This is a genomic window from Enterococcus sp. DIV0187 (assembly GCF_051713785.1).
GTDB lineage: Bacteria > Bacillota > Bacilli > Lactobacillales > Enterococcaceae > Enterococcus_A > Enterococcus_A avium.
Map to the genome: position 1 here is coordinate 592518 of NZ_JBIOQO010000001.1, position 26118 is coordinate 618635.

The following is a 26118-nucleotide window of genomic DNA, read 5'->3' on the forward strand; positions in this document are numbered from 1 at the left end:
AAAATGCGCGCACTTATTCAAGTAAAAAAGGTAGTGAAGAATTATGGCAGTGGAGAGAACATCACCAGAGCGTTGGATCAGGTTGATTTTGAGATCAAATCAGGAGAGTTTACTGGAATAATGGGAGCTTCAGGTTCTGGTAAAAGTACGTTGTTGAACGTTCTATCGACGATTGATACGGTGACTGGCGGACAAGTCTATTTTGATGGCACAGACATCAGCACACTGGATGAAGTTGAGGTTGCGGCATTTCGTAAGAAAAACATAGGCTTTGTCTTTCAGGATTTCAATCTATTGGATACCCTGACCATCGAAGAAAATATCACTCTGGCGATGAGTCTGCAGAATCACTCAAAGGATAAAATTATTCGTCGAGTGGATCAATTATTGTCAGAACTAGGGATCGAGAAAATTCGGAATAAGTTCCCTTACGAAGTCTCTGGCGGACAAAAGCAGCGTTGTGCCTGTGCACGAGCAATTGCCAACAAGCCGATGGTCATTATGGCAGATGAACCGACAGGCGCCTTGGATTCGAAGTCTGCTCAGATGTTGCTGGAGACATTTGTCACGATGAATGAGAAGTTACTGTCAACGATCCTGATGGTGACGCATGATGCGTTCTCTGCTAGCTACTGCAAACGCATCTTGTTTCTTAAGGATGGCCAGATTTCTCATGAGCTGATTCGTGGGGAACGCTCACGACGAGATTTTCTGAACAGCATTTTAGATGTTTTGGCAGTCTTTGGCGGAGGTGGAAGCCGTGTTTAGGACGCTTATTCGAAGAAATGCCAGACGATCCTTCAAGGATTATTTAATCTATATTGCTACGATGACGATTATCTCCACGTTGATGTTTTCTTTTCACGGCATGATCTTCTCAAAGGACATGCGCAGGTTGTTTCGTGAGATGGGGATTTTTGCGGTCTTAATTGGAATGGCATCCTTCTTTATCATCGGGATCGTGATCTGGCTGGTGAACTATATCGTCACCTTCATGATGGAGAAGCGCAGCAAGGAGTTCGGCACTTATCTATTATTGGGGATGACAAAGAAGCAGATCATTACACTCTTTCGAAGGGAAAACTATCTTTTGGGAATGATTGCGACATTGCTTGGTATTCTTCCCGGCTATCTCTTTCAGCTGCTATTCATAAAAATTTTTTTTTGGGTGTTGGAGATGGACTATCGAATCACACCAGATGTTAACCTGCTCTATCTACTTGTGACGTTTGGTGTGCTGGGTGTCGCGTATGTCATCGCTTTAGGTAGTATCAAGCGAAAAATGAAATGGATGACGATTCGTGATTTTGTCTCCTTCGATCAGAAGAATGAGGCGATTGTTCATGAGAAAAGTGCAAGAAAAGGCATTTTTGTGTTTCTTTCGATTGGGTATATCCTTTTTTTCAATTTTATGGTGATGGCAGTAGGCATGTCATTGATCGTCGCGATCGTTCTTACAATGTTGTTGATCGTCGCGATTTATCTACTGTATATTGGATTATCTGCGTTCTTTGTCCAGTTCATCCAACGAAAATCTCCGCTTATTTATCAGAAGGAAGCGTTGTTTGTTTTACGTCAGTTGTCCTCCAAGATCAAAACGATGCGGTTTACTCTAGGCACACTGACCGTGCTGTTCACAGGAGCTTTATTTAGCTGGATGGTCGTGATGATGTTTGCGGATTTTCAACAAACACAAATAAAGCAGGAGTTGCCCTTTGATGCGATTATGGCTAGTCCAAAAAAGAAGGATACGTTTGAAAAGGAACTTGCGACAATTTCGGCGGAGGCACCGATCAAGAGAAATCTTCACTACACCATATATCAAAATCAGACCAACGCGATGAATGAGTTTTTATATAAGCATGTGGACGGAACTAGCCGAGGGAAAAAGATCAAGAAACGCTGGACCCATGGGACATATTTTGGTCAGGATACCTATATGAAGCTAAGTGATTACAATCAACTGCGAAAAATGCTGGGCTACGATGCTGTATCAGTCAAGCAAGGGCACTACATCCTACATGGAAAGAAGCGACTAGAAAAACAATGGCAGGAAGTTGGTAAAGCTGTTCCTATAAAGGCTGCTGGGAAGAAGCTTCATTTACAAGAAACACATATGGAGCCTTTTTCGCAAAATGGCTTGAATGGCGCGGATTATTTACTCGTGGTATCGGATGAAGTAGCCGCACAGTTGAACCCTTATTATAGTCTGTTAGCAGTTGACTTAGAGAAGACTGCGCCATCAGGTTTGCAGGAGAAATTGGATAAGCAGGACAAGAACTTTGTGGAGGATGAGGAGGAAGGGGATCTTTATAAGATTCAATACGGCATTGGCAGCAACCAAATCATTGCAGCTACAGGAACTGTTTTAGTGCGAGACAATCTTTATAAAGAGGCCAGTTTTGTCGTTATCTCTATCTGTTTTATGATGGCGTATCTTGGAGTGGTCTTCTTATGTGCGGCATTGACCATTTTGGCGATTCAACAGCTCAGTGATTCTTCTAAACATAAGAAACGGTATGAAATCCTACAGCAGCTAGGTGTCAATAAGCAGGAAATACATCGGATTGTTTTGAAGCAACTGAGCATGTATTACCTCTGTCCGCTTTGTGTATCCGTTGTTCTAAGCCTCTTCATCGGGATGTTCGCGGGAGAACGCTTTGTGTATTATACAGGCGTTCAAGGAACACCTGTTAAATTTTATGGTGCTGCGTTATTGTTGTTTTTGGTGATCTATCTCGGTTATTTCATTGCGACTTATGTAGGATTTACTCGGAATTTGGAGAAGTGACAAAGGATAGATGGTCTTACGAATACAACGAGGTCACTAGAACTTGTTTAAAGTTGAATTGGCTTAGCGGAAGAGAAGATTTTATGTATAGAAAACAAATGAAAGGTTTGATTTTATTCCTATTTTTTAGTTGCATCTTGTTCGTTTCGGATAATGTGAACGCTCTTAGTAAAGAAACGCAAACGATGGAAAATATCGAAAAGTACACAGATCCCATCCCAAAAACGATCCCTGTCAAAAATATGTCTATTGCGATTACAAAGAAAGACAAGCGAATTTTTTCTAAACAATATGGCGAGAATATTACGGAAAATTCTAATTTTATCCTTGGATCAACCAGTAAGTCCTTTACAGTATCTGCGGTAATGGAGTTAGTTTCTAAAAATCGTATTCACTTGGAGGATGTAGCAAAGAGCTATCTACCCAATCGGAAACTATCTAATAGAGTCACGATTCTAGATTTATTAAATCATACCAGTGGAATTTCTGTTGGAGATAAGCCTGACAACGACAATTTTAGTGGCATTTATGGGGAGTTTGAGTATTCAAATACGAATTACAATTTTTTAGGAGAAATCGTGGGGGCAGTAAGTGGAAAGGATTTTTCGAGATACATGGAAGAAACTGCCTTTCCAGCTTTAAGTATGTCGAATAGTTTTCCTTTGACAAGACAGACTAGCGGAGACATTGTCCAAGGGTATAATTCCATATTTGGATTTCCTACAGCGATTGATCCTAGATTGCCGACTAAGAATAGTTTGATTCAACCTGCTTCTGGTTATCTGTGTTCCAATACTGCGGATATGACAACGTATATGCGTCATTGTCTGGCTGATGATGAACTGCTCCCGAGGGTCAAAAAGCAAGGTGTCGAAGTTTCAGATGATCCTGCGATTGAAGGGATGTTTTCAAACAAGGGAACCTATGGATTTGGCTGGATATGCAAGGTCGTTGATGGAAAGGAGATACTGTATCATACGGGGAAAACAGCGACGTTCAATAGCTTAGTGGTGTTGATTCCGGAGGAAAAGATCGGGGTGACGATGCTCTATAGTTATGGTGATTTTCTCGTAGGAACACCAATGATCGAGCAGGCGAATGAAGCGGTTGTTTCGCTATTGTTAGGAAAGAAACTTACTAAGGAGCCCGGTTCGTACTTGCTGAAACATGTATTGATTGATTTCGTATTGCTTATCCTAGTAATAATTTCTACATTATTTGCTTTAAAGCAAGGGAAAAGAGGGCATAAAATTAAACGGATTTTGAAGATTGTTTGTGGGTTTATTGTTCCGATATTGTTTTTCTTGGCAATTGAGTTGCTCGGAACACCGATAGAAGATTTGTTTGAGTTCATTCCGTCCACGATGGTTACACTTGCTTATTGTTCTATTATGTTTTTAGTTTCAAGTGGGCTAGGAATATATACACTTTTGTGGAAGCGTTAAGAAAGGGCTTGCAATGACCTATCGTGAGAGAAAGAATTATTGTGTATATGTGACTACAGCTTTTTTTGACTGGGATTGTCCTTTATTTACTATTGGGAATTCTACTGACAGGGTCAGCAAATGATTTGTCGGATTTTCGAAAGGTTGGCTGGGTGTTGCTGACCGCTTTGGCAGGTGGCTATTTACTAGGTTCAGTGATGACAGGTGTACTGCTTTTTACTCGTTGGATTAAGTAGCGAGAGATGAAAACGAAGATTTTGCTGACTGTTTTCTTTTTTGTTCCGTTTCTTGGAAGATTCTATGCTGGTCTTCTACTGAGTATCCCTTATTACATCTATAACCTGAAACAAATGATGAATCGACGGTATTCAATAAAGCTGTGACTAGAAAAAAAGAATCATGCATACGACGGATCGAAATGATAGCACTCGTTTCAAATAACTGTTGAAGGAGGCGTTGATAATGAAAAGAATTATTTATGTCGATTTAAGCCTATTCCTTTTTCTGATCTTAATAGGAAATATAGTGATGCCTTTTAGTTCTGGAAAGGCCCAGCCAATTCGTACTTCTAAGAATAAGGAAGTCAAAAATAGTATTTCTGAAAAGAAACATATAGCTATTGATGGTGAATCCATTGGGATGTTCATTCGAGGAAAGGATAAGGAGAAACCTGTTCTGCTTTTTCTAGGAGGGGGACCAGGAATTCCACAGATGTTTGTGGAAGATTCGATGCCAAGTGGAATAGAAGATAAGTTTGTCGTTTGTTATCCAGAATATCGTGGAACGTCTCTTTCTTATCATTCTGATATCTCCCCCAAGGAGCTAACGACTCAAAGATATCTAGAAGACGTGAAGAAAATAACCTCTTACCTTAGTCAGCGATTTCATCAGAAAAAAATATATCTGATGGGGCACTCTTTTGGCACATACATTGGCTTACTTGCGGCATCAGAATCCCCCGAATCCTATCTTAGCTTTCTCTCAATGAGTCAAGTCACTGATTCAGAAAAATCAGAGAAGCTGGCTTATCAGTATATGGTGGATCAATACCGGTCACAAAAAAACGAAAAGATGTTGAAAAAAATGGAGGATTGCCCCATTTTAACTTCAAAGGCTGCTTATAATGACTATTTTTCATCGGATTTAAGGGATGAGGCGATGCACGATTTGGGCGTCGGGACAACTAGAAAGATGAAGTCAGTATTTTCCGGTATTTTCTTTCCAAGTTTACGATGCAAGCTTTACAATCCGATCGAGCGTATTAATATTTGGCGAGGGAAAAAGCTTCTAAATGACGCTCCTGTTCTGAAGGATGTAGCGAAATTCAATGCTTTTACCGATGTTCCAAAGTTGACGATTCCGATTTATTTTTTTGGCGGCAAGTATGATTACACATGTGCATACTCCTTACAAAAGGATTATTTTCAAGCGATACAAGCACCCAAAAAGAAATTCTACACCTTCCAAAATTCTGCGCATAGTCCGTTGTATGAGGAATCCGATAGAGCTATTGGGATTATTGAAAGGGATGTAGTTGAATGAAAAGGCAAAGTTAACAGTGATGAAATAGAAACAACGATTGATTCATAATGTTAGTGGCTCAATCTAAAGAGGTGTTCAATGAAGAATAGACAAAGGGTATATCAACCTATAAAATTTATCTGCTTAACTTTTTTAATTACATGGATTTGTATTCTATTTTCCAATTATCAGCACATCTTTTCATACAGCACGGTGCTGGGACGAATTATTCTTCCATGTATTGATTTTATTGAAAGCGCGGCTCCGTTGATCGTATGTGTTTTGCTAATCAGACGTTTCTTTTCTAAGAAAGACTTTCTCACTTTTTTTCTAGGCTCCAGCTTTCATTGGGAACCTTGCCTGATCATCGTAGGAGTGTTCGTGTATCAATTTTTGACATTCTATTTGTTCAAAACGGACTCAATTTCTGGAAATACGCTCAATCCGCTGGCTTTTCTACCTATCTGGTTCAGCCAGATCATGCTAGGTGGGGGCTTAGAGGAAGCAGGCTGGCGAGGCTATCTTCAACCTGCGCTTGAAGAGCGATTTCACACAGTTCTTTCCACTCTTTTTGTAGGAATGATTTGGTCGTTCTGGCATCTTCCTTATTTTCTGATTCAAGGAAATAGCCATACTGAAGGGAATTTCATTTTTTACTCTATAACAGCTATTGCGACAGCCTATACGTTGACCGCATTATACAAGCTTTCAAATAGTGTGCTGATCTGTACATTGTTTCATGGTTGGCAAAATGCGATCGTGATGACTGTTCCAGCCAATATGGGAAATGTAGGATTCATAGGAATGTTTGTTGTTCAGATTATTTTTTCTGTATTCTTGTGTGTCTATTTAACGAAACGTGGAAAATTTGAGCGTTGAAAAAAGATTAAGCAGCAAAGTCGCGATTCCTTTCCTCTCATACAAACAAAGCGATTTCAAAAACGATAATTTTGCAGATTTGTAGCCTTTTAGTGAGATGTGCGACATTGACCAGTCAATGTCCGTCTAAGGTATGATCTGTCGTGTTTTAGTTTATGATAACTCAGGGTAGTAAGCATAATGACTAAAAAGCACGAGAAAGGATGAATAGAGATGGGAATAAAGAAAAACGTTATTAGCTATTTAGGAATTACATTTGGTATTACATGGATTTGTTGGGGGATTGTCGCATGCTTGACGCATTTCATGAATCTAGCGCTGTTTTCTCCGATAGTTTTGCCGATATACAGCTTAGGTGCGGCAGGTCCGATGATTGGTGCGTGTATCGTTATGAAAAGAACCGTCGGAAAAACTGGATTTAAACGATTTGTCAGAAATATCTTTAACTTGAAGCAGCCAATTACTGCCTACCTAGTTGTTCTTGGTCTGGCTTGGGGATTTTGTTTGTTTCCAACTTTGTTTGGGGCTAGTGAGCAGCAGGCACCGATCTACACAGCATTGTTTCAACTACCAGTCATGATTTTCTTCGGTGGTGGGTTAGAGGAAGTAGGCTGGCGAGGCTTTCTACTGCCTCAGCTTCAAAAGAAGTTTTCTAGTTTTATCTCTACGTGTATCATTGCGGTGATTTGGACTGTTTGGCATTTACCCTTGTGGTTGGTCAAAGGTTCTGGACAAGATGCGAGTTCCTTTATTGGCTTTATGATAATGGTTCTTAGCTTTGCCTTTTTACTCACGTTACTTTGGGATCGGTATCAAAGTATTGCGTTGTGTATCTTGTTACATGCTGGTTTTAATTCTTTTGCCGATGTTTACCCACCAAACTATGGCAATTTATCAACGGCACTACCTTTGTTGGGGCTATGTTGCCTGATTTTTCTAGTGGCTTCTCTTTTGAGTAGAGGAAGCTTGGCAGACCATGCTGAGAAATAGTGTTTTGGCTCTATTGTTTGCTAACGAGCAAAAAGTTACTCATATGAGACTTTATGCACAAACAGCGCTCAATGCAAGATCCTATGAAAAGAACGAGTGGTCAAAAATTGATCAGCAGGAATGACCAAGTGATTACAAACTAGGGCTTTGAAAAGAACCTGCGATCCGAACGGAACAGCTACGATGTGCATACGGTTAGGTTGCAAAGAATGGCGGTACTTAAAAACTACCGTGGACGCGGATTGGCTAGTAAACTCTTAAATGAGATTGAACAGGAGCTTGTAAAAGAAGGCTATAGTAGGATGATTTTTGATTCTGCCAGTAGTGCAAAAGACTTCTATAAAAAGAATGGGTATGAAATCATTTCGTCTGAGTTTTATGAAGATAACAGACCGCATATTACTATGAGCAAGTCTTTCCTGGAAAGCGATTGACCACACCACTATATTTTCAGAGTTGACGGAAGTTATTGAACGTTTAGATCATTCCATTCTCAGAAATGATTTTTTGGGTTGGTCAGTTCGTCGACCTTAGATATACATTTTTTAAAATAGATTCTTGGAGAAAAGGTAAAATGATGAGTGAAAAAAGAGTATTAATCGTAGGTGGCTATGGAGATGTAGGGAAACACGTCGTTGATGAGCTTCTTTCAAAACAGAGTAGCACTCTAATAATTGGTGGGAGAAGTGAAGAAAAGGCAAGACAAGTAATTGATCAATACGGATCATCAAATGTAGAATATCTCCATTTAGACATATATGGCAAAAAAACCTATGAAAATAGACTAGCGAATGTTCGCATGGTAGTCATGTGCCTGAATCCCAATAACACTGAGTTTGCACATTATTGTTTGAGTGAGGGGATTCATTATCTTGATACTTCGCCGTCCAATCATGTGGTAAATGAACTAGAGAAGTTTGATGGCTATTTCAAGCAAAAAGGAGCAGCTTGCATTTTGGGTGTGGGGATATGTCCGGGATTATCAACCTTAGCAGCTTCTGAACTCATGAGAAAGTTTGATACTATTGAGGATTCGAGCCTTTCATTACTGCTTGGATTAGGAGAAAGCTATGGGAATGATGCGATTCATTGGTTGTTCGCCAATCTAAAGCAACCTTTTTGCTGGAATACGAAAGAAGGCTCAATAGACATTGTTCCATTTGTAGAAGGGACAACAGCCCATTTTCCAAAAGAGATAGGAAAAAGATCGGTGTATGCGTTCAATTTGTCTGATCAGCAAATTCTCACTAGAACAATGGAAGGAAATCCAACAGTGTCGACTTATTTCTGTTATGATTCAAGATTTCTAACAGGAGTGATGCATTTGATGTCAAGTATACGACTCACGTCATTGTTAAAGTTTTCAAAGTTAGAAAATCTCATGACTCACATGGTCAGCTTTGGTATGAAACAGAAAAAACTTGGTTCAGATAGCTTCTCCATTCATGTGAGTTGTCTTGGGCAAATAAATAATGAACAGATTGAAAAGTCTATCAGCATCATTGGCGAAAATTCAAATCTAATCACAGGAAAAGTGATTGCCCAAACGGTGATGAAGGTTTCAAATAAATCAATTGAAAGTGGTGTCCATTATCTGAATCAACTATTTCAATTGGCAGATTATGACATTGAAGATTTTGAAGTTATTGATTAGCTAGTAATGAGATCAATAAGAGAGGTTTCAAGAATAATTAGGTTCAAGAATTTCCACTAGGCTTTATGAGTGGATCGTTAAAAGCAAAATCTGAATAAAGAGGAATGTTTATATGAAAGTATTTCTAAAATTATTAGTTGTTGGATTGATTGCTACGGTCGTTCGGATTATCTGTCAATTATTGATGCCTAGCAGCACTAATCAGACGATTCTAGCACCGAGTGTGTTTATAGAAAGTAACACATTGCCACTGGCGTTTAGTGTTTTATCATTGTTTGCTTACATGATTATTGGGGCCTTTATTTTGGCGATACGTACTAAGAAGGGACAAGGTATAAAGCTTGCCTTGTCTTTTTGCTTCCTTTGGTCAATCTATCTATTTGAACCGTTGCCACATGTGACATCGATCTTATCAGACAGTATTGTCTATGTGTTGGCGGATAGTCTAGCCCTTTTGGTTATAGGTGGACTGATTGAGAAGTTCTTTCCAACAGAAAGTCGAGGAAGAAGTGGAGATGCAACAGGTATCCCAATGTTGAGTTTAGTCCTGCCAACGCTATTGTTTGTCTTAGGTAGGTTGAGTCTGTATAAAGTCGTCGGGATTTATTCATTCTTTGATACTCATCCATTACGGACGCTGTTGTGGTGTTTCGTTACCGGACTTATTTCAAGTGTTGTTGCGCTTTGGTTAGTTAGACAGTCGAAAGAAAATAGTCGGCTTCATCGACCAGTACTGGTTGGCTTACTGCTTTATGGAATAAACTATTCCTTTTTCAATAGTTTTATGTTGCTCGTTTTTCATTTTGACGTGATTGATCTAGCCTTGCGAACAGTGGTGGATATTTTTGCTGTTTCGATTGGTGTGTTGTTAGTGTTGAGTAGGAAAAAAGAGTAGACCGCCCACTATGTAATGATAGTAAAAGAAAGAAGGAGATTCGATGAAGTGGAATACAGAGCAGTATGACGAGCAACATGATTTCATTTTCAGTATAGGGAATATCAGTTGTTTTTAATGTCTAAATCAGTAGGTTTTGTTTTTGATATTGGGTGTGACTCAGTTTTTCTAACCTATAATATTCATGATTTTGGTTATGAAATTGTCAGAATTGATTAATTGTTTCAAAGTTAGTGTATGACGATCATAAATGAGTTACAAATATGTTTGAGTTTAATGGTTTAGTTTACACTAAAGGTTTTATGGAAACTATTGTTCTAGAAAATATTTTCTTTAAATGCGTTAAATAATTATTGTATCAGGATAGTAGAATGGTGCTTCCACAATTTTTTAATACTGTACAGGACGGAGTAGTTAAATGGTAAAAGCAATACTTATTACAATTCAAGATAGTGAAGAAGAGAAACTTTTTCAGGATTTAGTAAACGTCTTAGATGAATTTGGTGTTGTGATTCAAGAATATAAGGAGATAAATGAAACAATAACTATTGGGGAGCTCTACTTGAATCCATCCAATCTTTGTGTTCGACAGAAAAATAAACCAATTGAGTTTACTTATCGTGAATTTTATTTGCTATACCATCTTGCTAAGTATCCGGGAGTAGTATTCTCAAAAGATCATTTATATGAGATTTTATGGCAACAGTATTCTTTCCCTGACACAATTAATAGTTCAGTATCTGCTTTAGTAAGTAAAGTTAGGAAAAAACTAAGTAATAAGCAGAATCAAATTGAGTATATTCAAACGGTTAGAGATGTAGGCTATCGCTTTAATCCCAATATATCTACCTAAACAATTTACACAAAACTTTTTATCCATCTAACGCCAACTGTGCTAAGAGATAAAAGGTTTTTTCGTTTTTCACATTTCGGGTATGTAAAAATGTGACCGCCGATTAGGCATTCACATTTTAACCTTAAGTAAGAATGATAAAAAAAGATAAATATTTTGAATCCGATTTTTGAATTGAACGAAAGCGAGAGGAATAAAACGAGGTTTCAAGAGCAAAATAGAATTAACCTGTCATTGGCGGGTTAACCAAAGAGTATGTGAATGGAAATCCGTTCATGTGCTCTTTTTTCGTTCAAAAAAGATGATAAACGAGTTTAATCAAAAATTTAACTAGATATTTTATTCTATAAATTCTTTCAAATCATTGTTGGGTTCTGAAAAACTTAAGAAAAAAATTAGAAAGGGTTTCAATTCCCTTTAAAGAGGTTTCTGATTTCATCAAAAGGGTTACAAAGCGTTCTAGTAACTGTCTTCAGATGATAAAACTATGTTAGCAGGGATGGAAAGGTGGGATGTGAGAATGATATCGATTCAGAGAGTTAATTATTTCAACCATCTACGTTTTCCGGAACAAACCATTCTGCATTCAGGTCTGTCTCTGATTATTCGAAATCAAGATTCATCAATCAATCGAAATTTTCCTGCATTCTTTCTTCTCCAAAAAAGTTGTAAATCAAAATTGAATCCAAATGATAGGGTCTTAGGAGTGCTTCAGATTTTGTTGGATTTCTCACACGTTTTGAAAAAAACAGAATTCTTGGTTCCATTAAAATCGACGAGAGAAATTGATCAAATTATTTGTTTACTTTTTACGTATTATCTTCAAGAAAAGACAAATTATTCAGTTGATCAAATAATCATACTATTAGTTAATCGTGTATTTAAGGCGAATTCAGAAATTTTGAATAACGACCACACGTTTAATAAGCTTTTAAAATTTATGGAAGAAAATATTTGTGAATCATTACAAGTTACTGATTTTTGCTCAAAGGTTCATTTAAGTGAATCTAGCTTAAACAGACTGTGCAAAAAGCAAATTGGAATGACTGCTACTAAACTATTTAGAAAAATTCAATGTCAAGAGGCTGGACGGCTGCTAATGGATACGTCATTAACTATTCAGGAAATCAGCGAAAAACTTGGTTTCAAAAATAGCAAGCATTTCTCAACTATGTTTAAGAAAAACGAAGGAATCTCGCCAATCGAAAAAAGAAAAAATTTGGAGGAAATCAACTATGAACGAGCAAGAACAAATTTATCATCAAATGACATTAATTTTGAACGAAATCAATTTGTTATTGGAAAATTATGAATTTTGGCGACTACGATTGGTCGGTTCAACTCTATCAAGTGAAGATGATAATTTTGAAGAGTCTGTTTCATATTTTGGAAATGAAGTAGAAAATCAAAAATATCTATTAGCTAAGAAAAGACAGAAGAATGGGTATGATTATCAAACTCTAGCTTTAGATATAGCTTCGCTCTTGAAAGAAAGTGAGGTACCATTATCAACCCAACAGATTTATCAAAAATTAACTGATATGGACTATGTATTATCTAAATCAAATCTCTCACACAATATCATGCAAAAAATCAATTCTGATTCAAAGATAAATGTAGAAAGAGCTTATCGAGGTTTTTGGCAATATCGAATGAAGTAGTATTCATCTATTCCTTGAAGTATCTTATTAATTTGGATGATTCAAGGAGTAAGTGACCTTACTTCATGAAGAGATTTACTAAAAAGTCCATTGAAAACTGAATAATTTTGCTAGGTACGTTTATTTTTGGAGAGAGCTATCGCAAGCAAGCGCCACGATTTGTTAAATGAGCGAAAAATTGTTATGCGAAACTGATTTGCTACGATTAGAAGCGAAGACATCCAAAGAGATAATGATACTTCTGTGTAAGCTCGGCATAAACTGCGGAGAGGTTAAATTCCTATGTGTCCAGTGTAGTGAGGGCAACCTAGTAAAATGTACGATAAATAACCGAAAAAAATAAAAAACAAAAAATCTATGATGTAAATTGTATCAAGTAGAGTAGAAATCTAATAAAAGGAAAATCCTAGGAATTTCATAAAATAGGGCTCAAATAAATGAAGGAAGATGATATAATGAGAACAGCAACGAAACAAGATTTAATAGGCTTGGGTTATTCTCATTACTACTCAAATAAGATTTTCAAGATGTGTAAAGAACAATTAATCAAAGATGGGTTTGATTTTTACAAAAATAGCAAAATCAAACGAATTCCTATATCAACTATTGAAAAAGTTCTGAGCATTTCTTGGGAGGAAACGAACAAATGAGAAGAGTATCAAATGTATACAAAGATGAAAAACGAGGAACATGGTTTTATGCAGCCACTTTAGGAATGGACCGATTTGGAAGAAGAGTGCAACGTTCAAAAAAAGGATTTAAGACCCAAACGGAAGCAAAAAAGGCTCTAGAAGAAGCAAGAACGAACTATAAAGAATCGGGTTGTTGTAGTCTTGAAGGGATTAAATTCAAGACGTATTACGAAAAGTATTTTTTCCCGTGGTACAAACTGGGCACTGCTGAAAAAACGTATGCAAAAACAGACAATGCATTAAGCCGTGCAGTCAAATTTTTTGGTGAGATGCGAGTTGAAAATATTCGACCAATCCATATTCAAGATTTTCAACAATACCTTGCAACAGAATGTTTTGTTGTAGGTAAAAATGGGGTTAAAAGAAACCTATCTAATAACTACATCAAACAAATATTCAATAAATTGCGTGTCGTCTTTCAACGTGCGAAAGTATTGGAGATAATTGAAGAAAGCCCAGTAGACTCGATTGGAAAGCTTCGAACAGATAAACCAGATGTACAATTTTGGACGTATGAAGAATTTTTGAAAGTCTATCAAACTAATTATATGTGTGACTTTTATGAGGGTTTTTACAAACGGATGATGCGGTTTACTTTTGTTACGGGTTTACGTTGCGAGGAATTATTGGCTTTGCAATGGGGTGATTTTGACTTCAAACAAAAAGTTTGTAACATTAATAAGTCTATTTATATTCGAACCAGAACGGATTTTGTTTTTGCTGAACCAAAGTCAAAATCGAGTGTTCGTTCGGTTTCGATTGATGACCAAACTATTTTGGATTTGAAGAAATGGCAGTTGGAGCAGAAGAAAGCTGGAGATATTGACTTTGTTTTTTCTTATGATGGGTTACCACCTTCTCCGAAAACTTTCCTCAATCGTCTGCAAAAACTCGCTGAAGTCGCTGGAGTGAAGAGGATTCATATCCATGGATTGCGACACTCTCATGTGGCATTTTTGATAGAACATAACAAGAACATCTATGGGATATCAAAACGATTAGGTCACTCAAGTGTTAAGACGACCTTAGATAAGTATGGTCATCTGTATCCAGATTCCGATAAAAAGATTGCTGAATTATTTGTTGATATCGCAGTATAATAATAATCTTATTTTTTTAAGGATTTATGCTGTCAAATAGCTGTCACGAGGCTTTTTCTAAAAAAAGTTGTTGTCATATCAACGTTTTAAGCCGGTTGTCTTCATCGAAAATGGACGAAGATGAACCTAAGAAGAAATAGCTTTTTTGAACTACGATTAAAGTTATGAGGCGTTGGATCAGTGATCCTACGCCTCAGACTGTAGACAAAGTCCATTTTATGGATGATGTCTACAGTCTTTTCTTTTATAATAGATTTATGAAAACGAATGCAAGGAGTGATAGTTATGATGTCTAAAAACAATACGAACGGTAGAAATCAATTTGCGATGCTCACGATTGATGATTTGGTTCCTCAAGATCATCTCGTTCGAAAGATTGATGCTGCGCTTGATTTTGAATTTATTTATCCAATCGTTGAAGCCACTTACTCCGATTTAGGTCGCCCAAGTATCGATCCAGTGATTCTGATCAAATTGGTGTTTATTCAGTATTTATTCGGTATCCGTTCCATGCGGCAAACCATTAAGGAAGTCGATACCAATGTCGCTTACCGCTGGTTTTTAGGCTATTCCTTCGAGGAGAAAATCCCCCATTTCTCAACTTTTGGAAAGAATTATGTCCGCCGATTTAGAGAAACGACGGTGTTTGAGGATATTTTTGCCTATATTTTAGAACAAGCAGTTAAAGCAGGTTTTGTAACAGAGGATCATTTGTATCTTGATTCTACCCACATCAAAGCTAACGCCAATAAACATAAGTTTACGAAAGAAATGACCCATGATGAAGCGAAAGCCTATCAGGATGAATTAGAAGATGAGATCAATCGTCAACGAATAGAGGCTGGAAAACGCCCTTTTACTTTGGACTTAGAAAAGGAAGTGAAGCTGAAAGAAAGAAAAATAAGTAAAGCTGATCCGGAAAGCGGCTACTACGTCAAAGGCGAACGAGAAAAACAATTTGCTTATTCTGCCCATACTTCATGCGACGACAACGGATTTATTCTTAGCACAATCATCACTCCTGGAAATATTCATGACAGTCAAGTCGCCTTTCAGCTCGTCAAACAATCGAAGAGACTTTTTCCTGAAATCAATTGTGTTGTCGCTGATGCTGGGTATAAGACACCTAAGTTTGTTCACTTTTTGACTCATTTGAACCTTCGACCTTGTTTGCCTTATTCAAGGCCCAAAGGGAAAAAGGGGCTATTATCAAAAAATGAGTTTCTCTACGACGAGTATTTTGATTGTTATATTTGTCCGCAAGATCAAATGCTCGCTTTTTCAACGGTTACTCGAGAAGGGTACCGAGAATACAAATCCAATCCAAAAGAATGTGTGAACTGTCCTCTGCTAAACCAATGTACCAAAAGTAAAAATCATCAACGAGTCATCACGAGACATGTTTGGGGAGATCTGATGGATGAAGTGGAACATCTTCGCCTAACGGATCTGAATAAATCAATTTACAAAAAACGGAAACAAACGATTGAACGAATATTTGCGGATGCAAAAGAAAAGCATGGGATGCGTTGGACCAAGTATCGAGGCTTGGAAAAAGTCGCGACGCATACGATGCTAGTGTTTGCTGCAATGAATTTAAAGAAATTAGCCACCTGGCTATGGAAAGGCAAGGAGCCTTTATTTTTTTGTTCAAAAATTCGAAACGAAGTAGATAAAAAGCTGTTCCAAGCTCGAGTTACGAGCTTGGAACAGCTTTTGTCTACAGTCTGAGGCGTTGGATCAGTGATCCTACGCCTTTTTATATGTTCATATAGTTGGAACTGGCAAGTAGATGAGTCTGATTCTTGATTGAAAAAGAAGCTCCAACTTGAAAATTTAGCTATATTTAATTAATTACATAAAAATAAGAAAAGCATCACAGGATATACCAAGTAAAAATGTCTTAGCGGATTAATCGAATAATTATCTATTTCTTCAAAAGCTTGAATTTACTAACTACTGGCAATAAAAATTTCATAGCTTACTGAAAAAAATGACCATCATTTTAATAATTGCAATGATACGATTGGAGCACTATTAAAAAGAAGGTGATGGTCATTAATAAAGTCGTATATCTATTCAAAATTTCTTTCGGATTAGCAATTATCTCTTTAGCCTTGAATTTCTTTTTATTACCGCATAATATCGCTTCCGCAGGGGTTGGAGCGATTGGTCATTTACTTGAACTGAGATGGTCTGTCAGTAGCATTTATACAGTTTGGTTCATTAATCTGTTCATGCTCGTATTGACCTATATTATGTTGGACAGACAAGTTTTTTCTAAAATATTTTTAGGCAGTCTGCTTTTTCCTATTTTTTTAAAGGTTATTCCAGCGAACCAAGTATTATTTTCTCATATGGCTTCCTTAATTATAGGTAGTACATTGTTTAGTTTGGGAGTATTTTTTCTTTATAAATCCAACTCGTCAAATGGAGGAATTACTATCCCTCCCATTATACTCGAACGCTATTTTAGAATACCTACTCATCGAGGATTGTTGTTAACTAATCTAGTCATTATTTTTTTGAATTTCTATATTTTGAGACCGGTAGATGGACTTTTTGCAGTGTTATCGATTCTAATTATGACCTTCTCTATGAAATTATACACAGCTATTGATAATAAATGGCTGATACGAGAAGCAGGTAATATAAATATCAATGAGTAGAGTACCAAGCTGTCAATAGGATATTGGCAGTTTTTTTTTAGACAAAATTAGTTATCATTTTATGTGTCGATTCGATGCGTTGCTGTACTTTATTATCATGTTAGTTGATTTATTCTGAAACAGATGACTGAGAATAAACTCTTTGTAATCACAGCTTGCTACGTAATAGTCATTTGAGTATACTGGTTAAATGATGTCTCATTCTAGCTGTATTTCTATTTTGCTAATGTATTCTAAATAAGAAAAAATCACAGCTTCGAATTTTTTATCAAATAAATATGATTTTTGGATTTTAGGACAAATACAATCAAGAAAGGGCATATTTATGGAACGAATTAAAGCTCTATTATCAGAAAAATATGGTTATACGCAATTTCGGAATGGGCAAGAGGAGATCATTCAAAAGGTATTGCAGAAGCAGAATGTTTTAGGGATTATGCCGACCGGTGGCGGAAAGTCGATTTGTTACCAATTACCGGCACTTGTTCTGGAAGGTTTAACTTTGGTCATCTCTCCATTGATTTCCTTAATGAAAGATCAGGTTGATAGTTTGAATGAAGTGGGTATTCCTGCTGCGTTCATTAATAGTACTTTGTCCAATCTTGAGATGAATGAACGCGTGCGAAAGGCAGCGCGCGGCGAGATCAAATTGCTGTATGTGGCACCGGAGCGCTTAGAATCAGCGGATTTTCGCGAATTGTTGCGTTATGTTCCGATTGAACTTTTAGCAGTCGATGAAGCTCATTGTATTTCTCAGTGGGGACATGATTTTCGCCCAAGCTATTTAAAATTAGCGGAAACCATTGCGAATTTCGATCAACAGCCGACAATTATCGCGTTGACCGCGACCGCAACTCCACAAGTTGCAGATGATATTTCAAATCTATTACATATTTCAAAAGAAAATGAAATTAAAACGGGCTTTGCGCGAGAAAATTTGGCGTTTCAGGTAGTGAAGGATCAAAAAGATCTGTATTTGACGGAGTATTTAAAGTTAAATCAGGGACAATCAGGTATTATCTATGCTTCTACCCGCAAAGAGGTGGAGCGTTTGTATCATTTATTGAAGCACCAGCAATTTTCTGTCGGTAAATATCATGGTGGTTTGAATGATGCCGAGCGTATGCAGAATCAAGAGGATTTTTTATTTGACCGCATTGAAGTGATGATTGCCACTAATGCTTTTGGTATGGGGATCAATAAAAGTAATGTTCGTTTTGTGATTCACGCGCAAATTCCGGGGAATCTGGAATCCTATTATCAAGAAGCCGGTCGTGCTGGTCGTGATGGATTGCCAAGTGAGGCTGTCTTATTATATGCGCCGCAGGATCTTCAGGTTCAGAAATTTTTTATTGAACAATCCCAGTCAGAAAGCTTGTATCAACAAAATGAATATACGAAATTGCGAGAAATGAATCAATATGGGCATACTCAAATGTGCTTGCAGCGCTATATTTTAAATTACTTTGGTGAGGATCAGCCGGATTGTGGAAAATGCAGCAATTGTTTGGATGATAGAGAGCTGGTGGATATAACCACCGATACGCAAAAAGTGTTATCTTGTGTAAAGCGGATGGGGGAAAAATTTGGGAAGGCCCTAGTTGCGAAAGTTTTAACTGGATCGAACGATCAAAAAATTAAACAATGGCGATTTGAGCAGCTGCCAACCTATGGCTTGATGAAGGAGTATTCGCAAAAAGAAGTGTCTGGCTTGATCGACTACTTGACGGCTGAGCACTATTTAGTGCCTTCTGAAGGACAATATCCTCTACTCACTGTTTCCGAGCAGGGAATTTCGGTTCTTTTAGGCAAACAGGAGGTCTATCGTAAGCAGGCACCGGTGAAACAATTAGTTGCAGATGATGTACTTTTTGAAGAGCTACGAAGCTTGCGTTCTCAACTGGCGCAAGAAAAAAATTTACCGCCATATGTGATTTTCTCTGATAAAACATTGATGGAGCTAGCAGAAAAGCAGCCACAAACTTCTCTAGAATTTTTGCAAATCAAAGGGGTCGGCAAAAGTAAGCTGGATAATTATGGCGAGCAATTTTTAGCGCTTTTGAAAAAGGAAAATTAATCGTTATAAAAAACACGTTCTCACTTTGGCTGAGAGCGTGTTTTTTTGATCAGTGAGTATTAGTTTGTTTCAAAGATTCGCGGGATGATTGTATCGATTCGCAACAATTCATCCTCAGAAAGCGTCTTTCCATCTTTTTTCCAGACGTTGATTCGACGATGCTCCTTTTCAAGAGCATAGTTTTCTGTCACATATTTTGCTCGCGGATTATTCAGCAGTTCTTTAATAAATTGAGCACGCAATTGGCTAAGCGACAGCCCATGCTCTCCTTGTTTTAAAAAAGGTGATTCATAGTGGTAAACACGTTGGTCAGTTGAAACTGTTCCTCGCATAGTAGTCTCCTTTTCTTAGTGTATAGCCTCTATTTTAACAGTGATTGATGGGTTAAAAAATAGTATTTCAAAAGTTAATAAAAAATTTCTTATTATTTTTTCGAAAAAAATGAACTTCTTTATCTGCTGCCTTGCCCGTATAATATTAAGTGAAGAGGTAAGCGCTCGGTTAGGAGGCAGAAATGAAAAGAATACTGATTTTAGAAGATGATACTGACTTAAATGATGGGATCAAAATGGCATTAGATCAAGAGGATAAGGTTTTCTATCAGTGCAAAAAGATTAGTGAAGCAAAGCAGATTTTAAATAACTTTGCGATAGATTTGATGTTATTGGATTTAAACCTTCCTGATGGTCACGGGATGTTATTTTTAAAAGAAATTCGTCAAACGAGCAAAGTTCCAATCATCATTATCACAGCAAATGATTTGGAATCGGATATCATCCTTGGACTGGAGGCAGGGGCGAATGACTATCTGGTGAAACCATTTAGCTTGATGATTCTTCGTGCTCGCGTAGCTGTTCAGTTAAGACAGATCACACCGCAACGAAAGTTTGTCATTGATCATCTCGTGTTTGATTTTGAAGCGATGGCGTTTTACGTTTCTGAAAGTTTAATTGAATTAAGTAAAACGGAACAGCGTTTGCTTTACTTGTTATTGAATAATCAAGGAGCAACATTGAAGCGCTGTTATTTAATAGATAAGGTTTGGTCTGGTAATAGTGAATTTGTGGATGAGCACGCGTTGACGGTGGTTATTCAACGTTTGCGGAAAAAAATCGGTGATGATCCAAGTCATCCTAAATATATAAAAACTGTTTACGGGATTGGTTATAGTTGGAGGTGACGGAATGGATTGGGGAATTATGGTTGTTGTATTTTTGTTTGGCGTTGTTTGCTGTAGCACCATTTGTCTGATTTACTTTAGGCGAAAGCAGAAAAGGGTGATTGATTTCCTTCAGGAAATGGTTGCCGCTGCAGCAAACGGCAATTTGAAATTAACCAATTATGAAGAGTCGCAGCTATCATCATTGGAAAATGATCTATATAACTATTTATCAAGTACCCTTGTGACTGCTGAGAGTCTCACAGAGCAAAAGCAGGTGATCCAAACATTAACCTCTGATATTTCACATCAATGTGTGACGCCTATTGCTAATATCCTATTGTACGCACAATTATTAGCGGAAAAGGATCAACAGGAATCCCCTGAGATTAAGTTGATTTCTCAACAATCAGAAAAATTAGATTTTTTGATTAAAGCACTAGTAAAAATGTCTCGACTTGAAACTGGAACGATTGCTCCAGTTGTCAAGAACCAGCCGGTAGCCCCGATGCTTGTTTCAGTGAAAAAGCAATTTCAAACAAATCTGCTGGAAAAAGAAATCACTCTAACGATAGAGGAGTCAGAGGAATCTGCTCTTTATGATCGGAAATGGACGAGCGAGGCGTTGTCTAATATTTTAGATAATGCGATTAAGTATAGCCCCGCTGGCAGCAATATCCAAATGACGGTTGAAAGCACACCTATGTTTACTAAGATCCGTGTTCAGGATGAAGGCAACGGTATTTCTGAAAATGAACAAAATAGAATTTTTCAGCGATTTTACCGCAGTGAAGACGTTGCGGATCAGCCAGGTATCGGCGTTGGTCTGTATCTTGCACGACAAATTATTGAGGCTCAGAGCGGTTATATTAAATTGACTTCAGAAATGGGACAAGGCAGCTCATTTTCCATTTATCTTCCCGCAGAATAGAATCTCTCAAAACTGATACTTTTGAGAGACAACCTGGAGATATTTTCTTGCTATAGTTTGGATTGTAGAGATACGATGCAAACTTTTTTCTTGGAGGTGAGTAGAAATGGAAATCATACAAACAATCGGAGTTGAAAAAACCTATGGTCAAGGCGATGCAAAAGTACTAGCACTAAGAGGAATCGACTTAACAATCAATCGCGAGGAATTTTTAGCGATCGTAGGAACTAGTGGCAGCGGAAAATCTACGTTGCTGCATATTCTTGGTGGCTTGGATCAACCAACAAAAGGGGAAGTAAAGGTTCATGGCAAGAATATTGAAAATTTGAATGATGAAGCCTTGACGATTTTCCGCAGAAGGAATATCGGTTTCGTGTTTCAGAAATACAATTTAGTTCCTATGTTGACTGTGTGGGAAAATATCGTTGTTCCGATTCTATTAGATGGAAAGAGGATTGATAAGGAGTATATTTCTGAGCTGATTACTCTTTTACGGCTAACGGATAAGGTAAATAGTCATCCAAATGAGTTATCAGGAGGGCAGCAGCAACGTGTCGCAATTGCCAGAGCATTAGCGACCAAACCAGTGATTATTTTTGCAGATGAGCCGACGGGGAATTTGGATTCTAAAACCGAGCAGGATGTGCTTGGACTACTAAGAATTACCAGTAAGAAATTTAAACAAACGATGGTAATCATTACTCATGATGAGGAAGTTGCACAATTGGCTGATCGAATCATTCGAATGGAAGACGGCATCTTAGTATCGGAGGTGCGTGATGGAAAAAATTGAAACGAGAAGTACGTTATTAGGACTAACAATCCGCTTTGTTAAGGATTATCGAAAAAACTCCTTCGCACTTATCTTTAGTCTGCTGCTATCAATCACATTGATTTTCAGTATATTGACGCTCTTGCACACGAATTATCGCGTGATCGCCAAACAAAATTTGTTTATCTACACGGCAATTGATTATGAAATTAACGGCTTGGATGCTGAACAGATATATCTGCTCAAGCAAAATTCTGAAATCAAGCACTTAGGCATTGGAAAGCAGTTAGGAAATATTCAAACAAAAGATTCACAAAGAGGCATACTGCGTGCCTCGAATTCCGAAGAGATACTTGCGGTAGCAAAACTCCTAAAAGGAAGGATGCCGAAAAAGCCTCAAGAAATTGTTGCAGAAAAATGGGCATTGTTAAATCTAGGAATCAATCCGATTCTTGATCAGGAAGTAGCTGTACCGGTCAGCTATGATAATTCTACAAATAAGGTAGTGACGGAAAAATTTAAGCTGGTTGGAATCATTAGCGATCAGGCTTTTCATAAAAGAGCTGCAGTGGTCACCCTGTATACAGACTTGGACATGAGAAACGATCATGACAAGGATCTAACGGCTTCAATCGCGTTTGGTGAAGGCGGTAATAAGCAGAAACTAACGAAAATAAAACAGCAATTGAACCTTAGAGATAAGCAAATTAGAGAAAATGTTTGGAAAGAAAATACAGAAGATTTACTGCTGCTGGATGTTCAAATGGGGGCACTGATGATTGCTATTTGTGCAATTGTTATTTTTGGAATCCATCGAATCGCTTTAATGGTAAGAAAAGATCAGTTCGGTATTTTACGCGCCTTAGGATTAACCAAAAAACAAATAAGGAAAATGATTCTTATGGAACTCAGCGGCCTGACTTTAGTCTGTTTGCCAATTGGGATCGTAGCAGGTTACGGCTGTTCTTATCTTGTCACGCTTCTTTCTAAGGATCAGAATATCGAGATTTATTTCTGGGGTAAGGCAGATCATTTTGATTTGATTATTCCGGTTTTACCGATTGCCATTTGCCTTCTTTGTTTCTTTTTGACAATTCTGATAGTGGGCTATCTTGGTGCGAATGCGATAAATGCCGGTTCAGTAACCGACACCATCTTTGGTAATGATAGTAGTGGGAAATCAGATTTGCATTTCTTCCGATTAACAGACACCTCTAAAAAACCAGCATTCTACCAGCAGTTGGGGCTAAAATATATTTTTAGAGATGTAAAAACTTCTCTTTTTATTGTTATGTCCTTAATTTTGGCTTCAACGTTATTTATTAGCTTGTTCTATCAAGCAATTTTAGCAAAAGAAAATCAACAAATTAGAAAAACTACGAGTTTTTATAACAGTGATTATTTACTGACTACTTATGATGATCTGGATGCTCGTCTAGGTATCAAGCCGGAGGTCTTTTCAAAGATTGAGAAGATTAAGGGGATAAAGGAAATAGAGACGCAAAGCGCTTTGCCGGTTAAAGTTATTGATTCTGGTGTTGATCGCAATGAGCAATTTTTGAAGGAAAAAGACGAGATCGTTTTAAGGAATTATGGCTTTTCTTTGACCGGTAAGCTTCAGGGAGAAGCAGTTTATCATACAAAATTAAAGGGCTATAATTCAAATGCTCTAAAGAAGTTAAAAAAATATTTGAAGGCTGGTAATTTTGACCCTGAAAATCTGAGTGAAAATGAAGTGATTCTTACCATGCCTACAACTAGTACTTCCGGACCATCAAAAGGGTCAGTGGGTTATTTTAAAAACGGGGAACAGCTGATGAGTTATCAGCTAGGTCAGACTCTTACAGTGAGGTACGCCTCGAACTTTGAAACTAAAAGCGAAGATTACTGGAAAATGACTGACAATCAGACAGACTATTCACAAAAGAAAATGAAGATCCTTGCAATTGCCTATTATCCTTATATGCAAGAAGTATCATTAGTAGAACAGGGATATCCATTAATAATAATGAGTGACCAGGCTTATCAAAAAATCGTCTCTAGGTACACCTATGAAACAATCAATGTCAATGCAAATGCTGAGCTAACTAACGTCCAGAAGGAGTCGATTGAAGAACAGCTTATCCGCTTGGCTGTGATAAATCAGCAAGTCACTGCCAGAAGTTTGATCGCTGAAAAGAAACAGCTTTATTCTATCTATCGGAAAGAAATCGTCTATGTTTTTGGGATAGCGCTTGTTGTTCTATTGTTAGTCATCATTAATCTAATCAATAATCTGAAGTATCGTATCGAAACGCGAAAGCGAGAACTTTATTTGTTTAAAGCATTGGGCTTAACCTTTAAAGAGTTAGAGAAAATGATTGCTTTTGAAAGCACCTTATTTGTCTTCGTTTCAATCGCTATATCGACCGCAGTCTCAATCATAATTACAAAGCTTCAATATAATTATTCTCAGATCTATTTGCTAGGGCTAAGGTTTGACTATCCTGTATTGCCGGTTGTTGGACTCAACTTTTGTATTTTCGGCTTGTGCTATCTCATCAGCGTTTATTTAGCTAGAGGACTCCGGAGCAGTAACATTATTGAAGAATTTAATAAGCTAGAATGAAAAAGACCTGTCTTCGAAAAGAATCGAAGGCAGGTTTGTTCTTTATGAAAAGCCTATTTCACGCTACAATTGATCATCCTTCATCGTTGTAATTTTGAAAAGAAAGGTTTGAGAAAATGCTAGAAATCTGGCAATCAACTTTTTCTCAATTTCAATGATTCGAAGATGCCAAGTTTGAAAATAGGCTTTGATTTTGCTGTGCTTATAAAATTGCAACCGAACGAAATCCATTAATAATACAGTAATCCCCCCAGCAAATCCGCAGTTGTATAAATTGATCCCAGCAGTAAGATAGTGTGTGTTACGAGTAATCAATGAAAAGATGCCGCCAGAAAGCGCGCCTGTTACCAACCCATATTTACGAGTCATCGGAGAAAGTGTGCTGGCAAAAAGCATAATCACAATATTATTCGTTGTCGCGGTATCTTGATAGAAGAATAGCGCAGTGAGAAACACACCTAATGCAGGGAAAAAGAAGTAGCGAAATTTGAAATTATACATACTAAAGCCAGCGAAAGTCAAAATAGCTCCGACTAGAATCCCACTTAGGGGGACTTTTAAGATGAGAGTAAAGATCACAGCTAGATAGCCGTAAAGTGAAAAGCGGGCGATTTTCTTTAAATCCAAAAGCAAATGCTTCGTTCGGGTGATGTTTCGTTTATAAAAGGACAAAAAGATAAGAAATGGGACAGTAAATAAAGCAACTAAAAAGGAAAGTAACGCGTAGTGGTGATCAAAGGAAAGGGCGTGAGGTACGATTTTTATTGCTAAAACGTTCCTCGTGGCCAAGTTTCCAAGAACCCCAATAAAGCCAGCGGAAAAGCCCATGTTATAAAGGTTTAACTCTTTTGTGTGGACCTTTAAAAATTCGAAGATCGGCAGAATTGTGTAGCCGATAAATAACCCTGCTGCCAAGGCTATGAACGTATTTGAAATGAAAAAATGATCCGGCGCACAATAAATCGTGCTAACAATCGGCGAGAGACAAGTACTTAAAAGCCCCATGACCAATAAATCCTGTCTGCCAGAATGATGAATCCGCAAATACAGCAGACACCCCAAAATGATCGGCGCAGAGTTGATGATGTTTTTTCCGAAAAAGGAAAAACCAGAAAGCATCATAATGACCGAAACAGTCAGGGAGCAAAAATGGTGCTTATGCTTTCGCAAAAGGAACAGACTGCTTAAGGTTAATAGCCCGCTGTTTAAAAATGCGGGGCCAACTCCTGCGATATGAACATAATCTGTAATCAAATTACTGGGGGACTTTATGATCCGCAGCATTCCCATAGTCAGTTCATTCGGACTAGCAAGAAAAAATGCAGATAGCGTAAGCGCCAATCCATAAGAAAGCAAAAAAATAAAAATAATATTTGTCGAAAATAACACGTGTTTTGTTTTTTCCAAAGCTTCACACTCCT

General features: G+C 37.6%; 24 protein-coding genes. 22 read left to right on the forward strand and 2 right to left on the reverse strand.

Translation table 11 applies throughout. The features are described from left to right. The first annotated feature begins 3 nt into the window (after positions 1 to 3). From IGI52_RS02940 to recQ, 18 genes are all read left to right on the forward strand, one after another. A complete protein-coding gene (locus IGI52_RS02940) occupies positions 4 to 768 on the forward strand; it encodes an ABC transporter ATP-binding protein (protein ID WP_438780444.1) in 765 nt (254 codons plus the stop codon). Further along, positions 761 to 2791 carry an ABC transporter permease gene (locus tag IGI52_RS02945; RefSeq protein WP_438780445.1) on the forward strand — a complete coding sequence of 677 codons (2031 nt, stop codon included), beginning with the start codon at positions 761 to 763 and terminating at the stop codon, positions 2789 to 2791. Before IGI52_RS02940 ends, IGI52_RS02945 begins: the two co-directional genes overlap by 8 nt. Before the next feature lie 83 nt (positions 2792 to 2874). Then, positions 2875 to 4236: a serine hydrolase gene (locus tag IGI52_RS02950; protein WP_438780446.1), complete on the forward strand. Its 1362-nt coding sequence runs from the start codon at positions 2875 to 2877 to the stop codon at positions 4234 to 4236. 65 nt (positions 4237 to 4301) lie between these two features. Further along, positions 4302 to 4472 carry a hypothetical protein gene (locus IGI52_RS02955; protein ID WP_438780447.1) on the forward strand — a complete coding sequence of 57 codons (171 nt, stop codon included), beginning with the start codon at positions 4302 to 4304 and terminating at the stop codon, positions 4470 to 4472. A gap of 226 nt (positions 4473 to 4698) precedes the next feature. Beyond that, complete coding sequence (locus IGI52_RS02960; RefSeq protein ID WP_438780448.1) at positions 4699 to 5778, forward strand: alpha/beta fold hydrolase; 1080 nt, start codon at positions 4699 to 4701, stop codon at positions 5776 to 5778. A gap of 360 nt (positions 5779 to 6138) precedes the next feature. Continuing rightward, entirely contained in the window at positions 6139 to 6636 is a 498-nt protein-coding gene (locus IGI52_RS02965) for a CPBP family intramembrane glutamic endopeptidase (RefSeq protein ID WP_438780449.1), read from the forward strand. A 213-nt stretch (positions 6637 to 6849) separates the two neighbouring features. After that, a complete protein-coding gene (locus IGI52_RS02970; protein WP_438780450.1) occupies positions 6850 to 7626 on the forward strand; it encodes a CPBP family intramembrane glutamic endopeptidase in 777 nt (258 codons plus the stop codon). A gap of 185 nt (positions 7627 to 7811) precedes the next feature. Continuing rightward, positions 7812 to 8060, forward strand: a complete 249-nt coding sequence (locus IGI52_RS02975; RefSeq protein WP_438780451.1) for a GNAT family N-acetyltransferase — start codon at positions 7812 to 7814, stop codon at positions 8058 to 8060. 140 nt (positions 8061 to 8200) lie between these two features. Next, the gene (locus tag IGI52_RS02980) at positions 8201 to 9280 is read left to right on the forward strand and encodes a saccharopine dehydrogenase NADP-binding domain-containing protein (protein ID WP_438780452.1); all 1080 of its coding nucleotides are present in this window, start codon (positions 8201 to 8203) and stop codon (positions 9278 to 9280) included. A gap of 112 nt (positions 9281 to 9392) precedes the next feature. Beyond that, positions 9393 to 10175 carry a hypothetical protein gene (locus tag IGI52_RS02985; RefSeq protein ID WP_438780453.1) on the forward strand — a complete coding sequence of 261 codons (783 nt, stop codon included), beginning with the start codon at positions 9393 to 9395 and terminating at the stop codon, positions 10173 to 10175. A 418-nt stretch (positions 10176 to 10593) separates the two neighbouring features. Beyond that, positions 10594 to 11028 carry a winged helix-turn-helix domain-containing protein gene (locus IGI52_RS02990; RefSeq protein WP_438780454.1) on the forward strand — a complete coding sequence of 145 codons (435 nt, stop codon included), beginning with the start codon at positions 10594 to 10596 and terminating at the stop codon, positions 11026 to 11028. Between the two features lie 520 nt (positions 11029 to 11548). Next, a complete protein-coding gene (locus IGI52_RS02995) occupies positions 11549 to 12340 on the forward strand; it encodes a helix-turn-helix domain-containing protein (RefSeq protein WP_438780455.1) in 792 nt (263 codons plus the stop codon). Then, the gene (locus tag IGI52_RS03000) at positions 12264 to 12689 is read left to right on the forward strand and encodes a hypothetical protein (protein WP_438780456.1); all 426 of its coding nucleotides are present in this window, start codon (positions 12264 to 12266) and stop codon (positions 12687 to 12689) included. Before IGI52_RS02995 ends, IGI52_RS03000 begins: the two co-directional genes overlap by 77 nt. Positions 12690 to 13144: 455 nt before the next feature. Further along, the gene (locus IGI52_RS03005) at positions 13145 to 13339 is read left to right on the forward strand and encodes a DUF3173 family protein (protein ID WP_438782222.1); all 195 of its coding nucleotides are present in this window, start codon (positions 13145 to 13147) and stop codon (positions 13337 to 13339) included. Continuing rightward, positions 13336 to 14481, forward strand: coding sequence for a tyrosine-type recombinase/integrase (locus tag IGI52_RS03010; RefSeq protein ID WP_438780457.1), 1146 nt, complete (start codon positions 13336 to 13338; stop codon positions 14479 to 14481). Before IGI52_RS03005 ends, IGI52_RS03010 begins: the two co-directional genes overlap by 4 nt. 285 nt (positions 14482 to 14766) lie before the next feature. Beyond that, positions 14767 to 16212: an IS1182-like element ISEfa7 family transposase gene (locus IGI52_RS03015; RefSeq protein ID WP_438780458.1), complete on the forward strand. Its 1446-nt coding sequence runs from the start codon at positions 14767 to 14769 to the stop codon at positions 16210 to 16212. Positions 16213 to 16532: 320 nt separating this feature from the next. Then, complete coding sequence (locus IGI52_RS03020) at positions 16533 to 17150, forward strand: YitT family protein (protein ID WP_016180078.1); 618 nt, start codon at positions 16533 to 16535, stop codon at positions 17148 to 17150. Between the two features lie 325 nt (positions 17151 to 17475). Beyond that, the gene (recQ, locus tag IGI52_RS03025; RefSeq protein WP_438780459.1) at positions 17476 to 19227 is read left to right on the forward strand and encodes a DNA helicase RecQ; all 1752 of its coding nucleotides are present in this window, start codon (positions 17476 to 17478) and stop codon (positions 19225 to 19227) included. Positions 19228 to 19286: 59 nt separating this feature from the next. Here recQ and IGI52_RS03030 read toward each other — a convergent pair whose 3' ends face one another. Further along, the gene (locus tag IGI52_RS03030; RefSeq protein WP_048718997.1) at positions 19287 to 19559 is read right to left on the reverse strand and encodes a hypothetical protein; all 273 of its coding nucleotides are present in this window, start codon (positions 19557 to 19559) and stop codon (positions 19287 to 19289) included. A 182-nt stretch (positions 19560 to 19741) separates the two neighbouring features. Here IGI52_RS03030 and IGI52_RS03035 point away from each other — a divergent pair, with 182 nt between their 5' ends. The 4 genes from IGI52_RS03035 to IGI52_RS03050 all read left to right on the forward strand — a co-directional run bounded on the left by IGI52_RS03035 (position 19742) and on the right by IGI52_RS03050 (position 24697). Further along, positions 19742 to 20407 (forward strand): response regulator transcription factor, encoded by a 666-nt coding sequence (locus IGI52_RS03035; RefSeq protein ID WP_438780460.1) that lies wholly within the window; start codon positions 19742 to 19744, stop codon positions 20405 to 20407. A gap of 4 nt (positions 20408 to 20411) precedes the next feature. Continuing rightward, positions 20412 to 21317, forward strand: a complete 906-nt coding sequence (locus tag IGI52_RS03040; RefSeq protein WP_438780461.1) for a sensor histidine kinase — start codon at positions 20412 to 20414, stop codon at positions 21315 to 21317. A gap of 106 nt (positions 21318 to 21423) precedes the next feature. Further along, on the forward strand, positions 21424 to 22110 hold the full coding sequence (locus IGI52_RS03045) for an ABC transporter ATP-binding protein (protein WP_438780462.1): 687 nt from the start codon (positions 21424 to 21426) through the stop codon (positions 22108 to 22110). Then, positions 22097 to 24697, forward strand: a complete 2601-nt coding sequence (locus tag IGI52_RS03050) for an ABC transporter permease (RefSeq protein ID WP_438780463.1) — start codon at positions 22097 to 22099, stop codon at positions 24695 to 24697. Before IGI52_RS03045 ends, IGI52_RS03050 begins: the two co-directional genes overlap by 14 nt. A gap of 63 nt (positions 24698 to 24760) precedes the next feature. Here IGI52_RS03050 and IGI52_RS03055 read toward each other — a convergent pair whose 3' ends face one another. Then, positions 24761 to 26104 (reverse strand): DUF1576 domain-containing protein, encoded by a 1344-nt coding sequence (locus IGI52_RS03055; RefSeq protein WP_438780464.1) that lies wholly within the window; start codon positions 26102 to 26104, stop codon positions 24761 to 24763. Positions 26105 to 26118: the final 14 nt, after the last annotated feature.